The following is an 8,528-nucleotide window of genomic DNA, read 5'->3' as shown; positions in this document are numbered from 1 at the left end:
TGGTGATGATTACCTGTTCGTCTATTTTTCGACTGATACGGCGCCCACCAGTGTCTACCCCCTAGGGTTCGTCGGCAGCGTCAGATGTGTATAAGAGCCAGCCTCTAGCCCGTCGACGAGCGCCGAGCCGACGACCGCCGCGACCACGGCTCCGGTCGACGTCAAGACGCCGACGCCCGGCGCCGAACCCACCTGCAAGACGATCATCACCCCGGGAACCGTCGAGGCCCTGACCTCCCAGGGATGGACCTCGAAGCAGGAGGAGCTGCGCATCGGCGAGACGCTCGTCGAGGACGGTCTGCTGTGCATGTGGGCCGACTTCAGCACGGCGTCCGACCACGGCCAGATGTACGGGTGGGGAACACTCGACGCGCGCACCGCCGACGTCGCGCAGTCGAACCTGAAGCGGGACGGCTGGCTGCGATCGACCGACGGCGATCTGGTGTACTTCACCGAGGACCCCGCGTACGCCATCGCGACCGACGAGGACGGCTTCGGCATGACCTACGAGTTCGGCGACGGATGGGTGAAGTTCGCCGACACGAAACAGGGCCTGCTGCTCATCGACTGGAAGGGATGAGCGAACAGGCCCTGGGGTGAAGGCGCCGCCCGCGGGCGGCGCCTGACGTCACTTCTGGCGCTGACCCCAGCTGTCGGTGCGACGCGTCGCCGAACCGCGCTGGCGCATCACGTAGGCCATGGCGAGGCTGACCAGGATGATGCCGGCGCTGAAGGCCACGCCCTGCCATGCGGGCATCTCCCAAGAGGCGCCGAGAAGCCACATGCCGCCCAGGAACAGCACGAGGAACACGATGAAGTCGACCATGTCGAAGCCTTTCCGATCGTCGGATTACCCCCTCAGCTTACCGGTCTGACGGGCAGCTCCGCGGCCGCATCCGTCGAGCGCGCGCGGCTAGAGTTGGGGCATGCCGAGGAGCCGACCGTGACCGCGACGACCGGCCGCCCGTCCCGCCGCGGGCGCCCAGGACACGACCGCGCCGATGTGATCCGTGTCGGCGTTCAGCTGTTCAACGAGCAGGGCTACGACGCGACCTCGGTGGCAGATCTGACCGCTCGGCTCGGGGTGACGAAGTCCGCGCTGTACCACCACGTCGACTCGAAGGAGCAGATCCTCCAGATCGCCCTCGACGAGGCCCTCGGCGGCCTGGAGGATGCTCTGCAGGCGGCGCTCGGGCATCCGACCGCCGACGCACGGCTCACCGCCATCGTCGACGGCGCCGTGCGCGTGCTGACCGAACGGCTGCCGCAGGTGACCCTGCTGCTGCGTCTGCGCGGCAACAGCGACATCGAGCTGGCCGCCCTGGAGCGCCGCCGACGCTTCGATCACACGGTGACCGGTCTCGTGCGGGAGGCCCAGGCGGAGGGACTCGTGAGAGCGGATCTGGATGCCGGTGTGGCCACCCGCCTGATCTTCGGGATGATCAACTCGGTCGTCGAATGGTACCGACCGGACGGCCCCGTCGACCCGGAGCTGCTGGGCACCGAAATCCGGGCGGTCGCGCTCGACGGGCTGCGTCCGCGAGCGTGACGCGGCAGACGACACGCCAGGACCGATGTTCCACAGTGACAGCGGCTTGGTGGAGCTGGGGGGAATCGAACCCCCGTCCGACGCTGCTCATCCACGTCTTCTCCGGGCGCAGTCTGTGAAAGCGTTCTGCTCGGCTCCGACCTTTGTCACAGACACCTAAGTCGACGAGCCCAGTCTGGGAAGAGTCCCACGTGACGTCCAGACGCCGTCACGCAGCAAGATCCCTAGATGACGCCAGGGTCCGTAGCGGGATCAGCTACGGTCTGACGGACTATCGGGCTCGCTTAGGCAGCGAGGGCGAAGTCGTTGCGCTTGGTTTCGGCAACTATGGTTTTGCAGGGAGCGTTCACGAGATAACCCTGCATCCTCGGCCCGCTTCTCGTCGATACACAGGCGCCGTCGAAACCGATCAGCCCCGTGGACCTTCTTGCGAAGGAGCCGCTGTCACACTGTGGAATTATCAGCGGGAGCAGGTGCTCCCGAGCATCACAGACTACAACGGATCGACGCCGGATGCTATTCCGCGACCGACCTGTCGCCCGTGTGCCGTACAGTCGCTCGCATGAGCGAAGTCATCATCACCGTCCGCGGCGAGCACGAGCTGAGAGTCGCACCCGAGCGCGCCACGATCAGGCTCACCGTGGCACTCGACGGCCCCGAGCGCGAAGAGGTCGTCCGCCGCGTGCTCGCGCTCGCCGAACCTGTGCGCGAGGGCATCGTCGCGCGGGAGCAGGCCGGCAGCGTGACCGCGTGGACGAGCCAGCGGCTGAGCGTGTACGGCGAGCGTCCGTGGAACGCCGACGGCCGCAAGCTCGCACCCGTGTATCGGGCGAGCATCGACTTCACCGCCACCTTCGCCGACATCTCGGAGCTCTCGCTCTGGGCCACGGAGCTCGCCGGTGAGGACGGCATCGCACTCGGCGGCGTCGACTGGCATCTCACCCCCGAGACCGAACGCGAGGTGGAGCGCGAGGTCGCCACTCAGGCTGTCGGCGTGGCCGTGTCGCGCGCGCAGGCCTATGCCGAAGCGCTCGGACTGCGCACGCTCACCCCGGTGGAGATCGCCGATCGAGGCCTGATCTCCGCCGAGACTCCCACCTTCATGCCGGTCGCGATGCGCGCCGCCGGCGGCTTCGATGCGTCACCTGCGATGGAGTTCCAGGGCGAGGAGATCACCGTCTCCGCCACCGTCGAAGGCCGCTTCTCGGCATCCTGACACCGGCTGCGCTGCGGGCGGATCCACCGCCCGCAGCACACTCGTCAGCTGATGGCGAAGGGTGCCAGCTCGGCAGCCAGACGCTCGGACACGTGCGCGTGCACTGCGGTGCCGTTCTCCTCGTGCTCGGCCGAGATGAGCACCCCGCTCTCGTGCACCGCCGAGACGAGATCCCCTCGGTCGTACGGCACGAGCGCGCGCACCTCGATCGCGGGCATCGGGAGTCGGCGCTCGATCTCGGCGCGCAGCTCGGCGATGCCCTCGCCCGTGCGGGAGGAGACGAAGTGGGCGTCGGGCGCGAGACCGCGCAGCACGAGTCGTTCGTCGTCGTCGATCAGGTCTGCCTTGTTGAACACGACGATCTCGGGGATGTCGCGGCCGCCGACGTCGCCGATCACGTCGCGCACCGTCTGCAGCTGCGCCGACGGGTCGGGATGCGAACCGTCGACGACGTGCACGAGCAGGTCGGCCTGGCCGACCTCCTCCAGCGTCGAACGGAAAGCCTCGACCAGCTGGTGCGGCAGATTGCGCACGAAGCCGACAGTGTCGGCGAGCGTGTACACGCGGCCGTCGGCCGATTCCGCACGCCGCACCGTGGCATCGAGGGTCGCGAACAGGGCGTTCTCGACGAGCACGCCCGCGCTGGTCAGCGCGTTCAGCAGGCTCGACTTGCCGGCGTTCGTGTACCCGGCAATCGCGACCGACGGGATGGTGTTGCGCTTGCGCTCGGCGCGCTTGGCGTCGCGTGCCGGCGCGAAGTCGCGGATCTGCTTGCGCAGCTGCGCCATACGCGTGCGGATGCGGCGGCGGTCGAGCTCGATCTTCGTCTCACCCGGTCCGCGCGATCCCATGCCCGCGCCGCCGGCGCCCACCTGGCCACCGGCCTGCCGGCTCATCGACTCACCCCAGCCTCGCAGGCGCGGGAGCAGGTACTCGAGCTGCGCCAGCTCGACCTGCGCCTTGCCCTCGCGGCTCTTCGCGTGCTGGCTGAAGATGTCGAGGATCACGGTGGTGCGGTCGATGACCTTCACCTTCACGACGTCCTCGAGTGCGCGTCGCTGGCTGGAGGCGAGCTCGGTGTCGGCGATCACCGTGTCGGCGCCCACGGCGGCGACGATCTCCTTGAGCTCCTGCGCCTTGCCCCGACCGAGGTAGGTCGCGGGGTCGGGGTGCGGCCTGCGCTGCAGCAGTCCGTCGAGCACCACCGCACCGGCCGTCTCGGCGAGGGCCGCGAGCTCGCGCAGCGAGTTCTCGGCATCCTCCTGCGCGCCCTGCGGGTACACGCCGACGAGCACGACGTTCTCCAGGCGCAGCTGCCGGTATTCGACCTCGGTGACGTCCTCGAGTTCGGTGGACAGTCCGGCGACGCGGCGCAGCGCGTGCCTGTCCTGAAGGTCCCACTGCTCGCCGTCCGCGTCGGTGTGGGCGGCGGATGCTGCATCCTGCAGCGCCTGGGCGGTGCCGAACACGCGTGCCTGAGTACGCGGCTCGGCGTTCGCGAGCACGCGATCCAGGGCATCCTGTGTGCTGTTGTCGTCGTTGGGGTTCGTCATCCGGTGGTGAACTCTGTCCTCTCTGAGAAGCGCCTTAACCTTAGCCCGCGACGTCCGGTACGCTCACTGCATGCCGTCGTCCGATCATTACTTCAGTGCGGCCCCGGCCAGTGCCGAGAACCTTCGAACCATCACCGTCCCGCTCGCGGGCCGTGAGCGTGCGGTGACCACCGCAGGCGGCGTGTTCAGCCCTGACCGCCTCGACACGGGCACCGCGGTGCTGTTCGCCAACATGGCTCCTCTGCCGCCGAGTGGCAACTTCCTCGACCTCGGGTGCGGTTGGGGTCCGATCAGCCTCACCATGGCCCTCTCATCGCCGAACGCCACCATCTGGGCTGTCGACGTGAACGAGCGGGCCCTGGATCTGACCCGACGCAACGCCGAGTCTCTCGGCCTCACCAACGTCAACGCCGTGAAGCCGGAAGATGTTCCCGCTGATGTCGTGTTCACCACTATCCGCTCCAACCCGCCGATCCGGGTGGGCAAGAGCGAGCTGCACGACATGCTGGAGCGCTGGATCCCCCGTCTCGACGAGCGCAGCGACGCGTGGCTGGTCGTGCAGCGCAACCTCGGCTCCGACTCGCTGCAGCGGTGGATGTCGACGGTCTTCTCCCCCGGCTTCAGCGTGACGCGCGCAGCGACCGGGAAGGGGTATCGGATCCTGAAGGTGCGTCGGCACGGCACGCCGCCGACAGCCCCGATCACGCTGCCCGGATGACCGACCGGCCTCAGACGAGGTCGATCTCGCCGCGGTAGACCAGTTGCGCGGGCCCGGACAGTGCGACGTGCTCCCCGTCTTCGGCGGGGAACATCCGCACACCCAGCACTCCACCCGGCACCTCGACGCGCCAGTGGTGCGGTGCGCGGGAGCCCGCCCAGTGGCGCACCGCCAGGGCGGTAGCCGCGACCCCCGTGCCGCAGCTGAGCGTCTCGCCCACGCCGCGTTCGTGCACGCGCATGCGCACGTGCCCGACGCCGTCTCGCACCAGGGGCTCCGCCGGGACGACGAACTCGACATTCGCGCCGTCGACAGGCGCGGGGTCCAGCACGGGAGTGGGATCGAGGTCGAGCCCGGCCAGTTCCTCGTCGGATGCCAGAGCGACGACCACATGAGGGTTGCCGACGTCGATGCCGAGCCCCGGTCGGGGCACGGAGAGACCGGCGGCACGGGCGAGCGGCTCGCCACCGGAGAGCTTCCACAAGCCGAGATCGACCTGGTAGCCGTTCTCCGAGCGCATCACATCCCGTACACCCGCTCTCGTGCCGATCGGCAGCGTCGACCCGCTCTCGATCGTCGCGAGACCGGCGCGCAGCAGATAGTGCGCGAAGACCCGGATGCCGTTGCCGCACATCTCGGCGATCGAGCCGTCGGCGTTGCGGTAGTCCATGAACCACTCGGCATCGGGCTCCTCGGCGAGAGCCGCCGCACCCTCGGGCAGCGCACGGGAGCGCACCACTCGCAGCACGCCGTCGCCGCCGACGCCGAAGTTCCGATCGCAGAGCGCCTGCACCCGGGCGGGTGTGAGGTCGAGTCCGCCGTCGACGTCCTCGATGATCACGAAGTCGTTGCCGGTGCCGTGCCCCTTGGTGAATGCGACCATGCGAACAGTCTAGGGAGGCGGCGCACCGGCGACACGGCAGCGACCGCACAGGAAGCTGCGGTCAGGCGCCATCTCAGCCGGTCAGCGCCGCCACATCGACCGGGTGCTCGACCCACTCGATGTCGGGATAGCGCTTGAACCACGACACCTGCCGGCGCGCGTACCGACGCGTCAGCGCCTGCGTCTCGGCGATGGCCTCGTCCTGCGTCATGGCACCGCGCAGCTGCGCGAGGGCCTGCGCATAGCCGATCGCTCGCGACGCGGTGACGCCGCGCTCGATTCCGCTGACGCGCAGGCGCTCGACCTCATCGAGCATCCCGTCGCGCCACATCCGCTCGACGCGCCGGTCGAGTCTCTCGACGAGAACGTCGCGAGCGGTGTGCAGACCGATGACGCGCGTCGACGGATGCCAGAGTTCCGGCTTCTCGGGGAGCACCGCGCCATGCGTGACGCCACCCTGCTCGATCACCTCGAGCGCTCGCACGATGCGGCGGCCGTTCTTCGGGTCGATCCTGGCGGCCGCGCCCGGATCGACCTCGCGCAGCCGTTCGAAGAGCGCTCCGGCGCCGTTCTCATCGAGCTCCGCCTCCAGCCGCGCCCGGACGGCGGCATCCCTCGGCGGGAAGCGGAAATCGAAGATCACGCTGGAGACGTACAGACCCGACCCGCCGACGAGGATCGCGTCGCCGCCCCGGGCGTGGATCGCGGCTATCGTCTCGCGGGCGAGCGGCTGATACCAGGCGACCGCGGCCTCGTCTGTCACCTCCCGGGCATCGAGCAGATGATGCGGGATGCCTCGCCGCTCGTGCGTCGACAGCTTCGCCGTGCCGATGTCCATGCCGCGGTACAGCTGCATGGCGTCGGCGTTGACGATCTCGGCGGGATTGCCCAGACCACGCAGGTGCTCGGCGAGGTCGAGAGCCAGATCGCTCTTTCCCGTTCCGGTCGCGCCGACGATCGCCCAGAGCCTGGGCGAGGCGCCAGCGCGAGCAGACCCGAGGGTCAAGATCCGACGGGGCGCAGGGTCGGCAGACCGAGCGAGACGGCGCGCGGTGCACCCGCCTCCCCGACCGCCGCGGGAACACCGCACGACGCCGCCTGTGCGCGATCCCACGCATCTCCGCCTCGCGTGCGGCGGATGCGCAGCGGCGCACCCGTCGGGTCGTCGGCCAGCAGGTGGAACGGCGCCCCGTGCGTGATCCTGACCGTGACGGCATCGCCAGGCCGGGGCAGCTCCGACCCTGGTGTCACCTCGAAGTGCACGAGGCGATTGTCTTCCGCACGACCGGTGAGACGGTGGGTCTCGGCGTCTTTCTTGCCCTCGCCGACCGACACGAGCACCTCGACCTCGCGGCCGACCTGCTTCTGGTTCTCCTCGAGCGAGATGCGCTCCTGCAGCGCGATCAGCCGGTTGTAGCGCTCCTGCACGACGGCCTTGGGCACCTGGTTCTGCATGGTCGCGGCCGGCGTGCCCTCGCGGATGGAGTACTGGAAGGTGAACGCGCCCGAGAAGCGGGACTGCTCGACGACGCGCATCGTGTCTTCGAAGTCTTCGTCGGTCTCGCCGGGGAAGCCGACGATGATGTCGGTGGTGATCGCGGCGTGCGGAATACGCTCGCGCACGCGCTCGATGATGCCGAGATAACGCGAGCTGCGGTACGAGCGGCGCATCGCCTTGAGGATGCTGTCGCTGCCCGACTGCAGCGGCATGTGCAGCTGGGGCATCACGTTGGGCGTCTCGGCCATGGCGTCGATGACGTCGTCGGTGAACGCGGCCGGGTGCGGGCTGGTGAAGCGGATGCGCTCGAGGCCCTCGATCTCGCCCGCCGCACGCAGCAGCTTGCTGAACGCCTGGCGGTCGCCGAACTCGACACCGTACGAGTTGACGTTCTGACCGAGCAGCGTGACCTCGATGGCCCCGTCTTCGACGAGCAGACGGATCTCGCTCAGGATGTCGCCAGGACGGCGATCCTTCTCTTTGCCCCGCAGGCTCGGAACGATGCAGAACGTGCAGGTGTTGTTGCAGCCGACCGAGATCGAGACCCACCCGCTGTGCGCTGAGTCCCGTTTGGTCGGCAGGGTCGAGGGGAAGACCTCCAGCGACTCGAGGATCTCGAGCTCTGCCTCGCCGTTGTGACGTGCGCGCTCAAGCAGGCCGGGGAGCGATCCCATGTTGTGGGTGCCGAAGACGACATCGACCCAGGGCGCCTTGTCGAGCACGGCCTGCTGGTCCATCTGCGCGAGGCACCCGCCGACGGCGATCTGCATCCCCTCGTGCTTGTCCTTTCGGGACTTCAGGTGGCCGAGGGTGCCGTACAGCTTGCCGGCGGCGTTGTCGCGGACGGCGCAGGTGTTGATGATGACGATGTCGGCCTCGTCGCCGGCATCCGCCCGCGCGTATCCGGCACTCTCGAGCGAACCCGACAGCCGCTCGGAGTCGTGCACGTTCATCTGGCAGCCGAAGGTGCGCACCTCGTAGGAGCGACGGCGCCCGTCGGCGGTGATCGCCGCGTCGGAGGGCGCGATGATCGTCGGTTCGGAAGAGAGAGAAGACATGGTGAGTCCATTCTACGAGCCGCCCGGCCAGATGGCCGAGCGGCTCGTGGAGT

Annotated in this window: 9 protein-coding genes and 1 other RNA gene; 4 read left to right on the top strand and 6 right to left on the bottom strand. The window is 68.8% G+C overall.

The window, feature by feature from the left end:
• Positions 1-307: 307 nt before the first annotated feature.
• The gene (locus BFN01_RS05690; RefSeq protein ID WP_071642406.1) at positions 308-580 is read left to right on the top strand and encodes a hypothetical protein; all 273 of its coding nucleotides are present in this window, start codon (positions 308-310) and stop codon (positions 578-580) included.
• A gap of 48 nt (positions 581-628) precedes the next feature.
• Here BFN01_RS05690 and BFN01_RS05685 read toward each other — a convergent pair whose 3' ends face one another.
• Complete coding sequence (locus BFN01_RS05685) at positions 629-826, bottom strand: hypothetical protein (RefSeq protein WP_071642404.1); 198 nt, start codon at positions 824-826, stop codon at positions 629-631.
• Between the two features lie 117 nt (positions 827-943).
• On the opposite strand from BFN01_RS05685, the gene BFN01_RS05680 reads away from it, so the two are divergent.
• Positions 944-1,549 carry a TetR/AcrR family transcriptional regulator gene (locus tag BFN01_RS05680; RefSeq protein ID WP_071642402.1) on the top strand — a complete coding sequence of 202 codons (606 nt, stop codon included), beginning with the start codon at positions 944-946 and terminating at the stop codon, positions 1,547-1,549.
• Positions 1,550-1,596: 47 nt separating this feature from the next.
• Here the strand turns inward: BFN01_RS05680 and ssrA are convergent.
• Positions 1,597-1,966: a transfer-messenger RNA gene (gene ssrA, locus BFN01_RS05675) on the bottom strand.
• A 145-nt stretch (positions 1,967-2,111) separates the two neighbouring features.
• On the opposite strand from ssrA, the gene BFN01_RS05670 reads away from it, so the two are divergent.
• On the top strand, positions 2,112-2,765 hold the full coding sequence (locus BFN01_RS05670) for an SIMPL domain-containing protein (protein WP_071642400.1): 654 nt from the start codon (positions 2,112-2,114) through the stop codon (positions 2,763-2,765).
• 44 nt (positions 2,766-2,809) lie between these two features.
• Here BFN01_RS05670 and hflX read toward each other — a convergent pair whose 3' ends face one another.
• A complete protein-coding gene (hflX, locus tag BFN01_RS05665; RefSeq protein WP_071642398.1) occupies positions 2,810-4,318 on the bottom strand; it encodes a GTPase HflX in 1,509 nt (502 codons plus the stop codon).
• A 70-nt stretch (positions 4,319-4,388) separates the two neighbouring features.
• Between hflX and BFN01_RS05660 the strand changes: the two genes are divergently transcribed.
• Complete coding sequence (locus tag BFN01_RS05660) at positions 4,389-5,036, top strand: class I SAM-dependent methyltransferase (protein ID WP_071642396.1); 648 nt, start codon at positions 4,389-4,391, stop codon at positions 5,034-5,036.
• 10 nt (positions 5,037-5,046) lie between these two features.
• On the opposite strand, the gene dapF is transcribed toward BFN01_RS05660, so the two are convergent.
• The 3 genes from dapF to miaB all read right to left on the bottom strand — a co-directional run bounded on the left by dapF (position 5,047) and on the right by miaB (position 8,475).
• Positions 5,047-5,919 carry a diaminopimelate epimerase gene (gene dapF / locus BFN01_RS05655; RefSeq protein ID WP_071642394.1) on the bottom strand — a complete coding sequence of 291 codons (873 nt, stop codon included), beginning with the start codon at positions 5,917-5,919 and terminating at the stop codon, positions 5,047-5,049.
• A gap of 73 nt (positions 5,920-5,992) precedes the next feature.
• Positions 5,993-6,925 (bottom strand): tRNA (adenosine(37)-N6)-dimethylallyltransferase MiaA, encoded by a 933-nt coding sequence (miaA, locus tag BFN01_RS05650; RefSeq protein WP_071642392.1) that lies wholly within the window; start codon positions 6,923-6,925, stop codon positions 5,993-5,995.
• Positions 6,922-8,475 carry a tRNA (N6-isopentenyl adenosine(37)-C2)-methylthiotransferase MiaB gene (gene miaB, locus BFN01_RS05645; protein WP_071642390.1) on the bottom strand — a complete coding sequence of 518 codons (1,554 nt, stop codon included), beginning with the start codon at positions 8,473-8,475 and terminating at the stop codon, positions 6,922-6,924. Before miaB ends, miaA begins: the two co-directional genes overlap by 4 nt.
• Positions 8,476-8,528: the final 53 nt, after the last annotated feature.

Origin of the sequence: Microbacterium sp. AR7-10 (assembly GCF_001878835.1) — a bacterium.
Lineage (GTDB): Bacteria > Actinomycetota > Actinomycetes > Actinomycetales > Microbacteriaceae > Microbacterium > Microbacterium commune.
The sequence above is the reverse complement of the archived record's forward strand: the minus strand, read 5'-3'. Positions and strand labels throughout refer to the sequence as shown.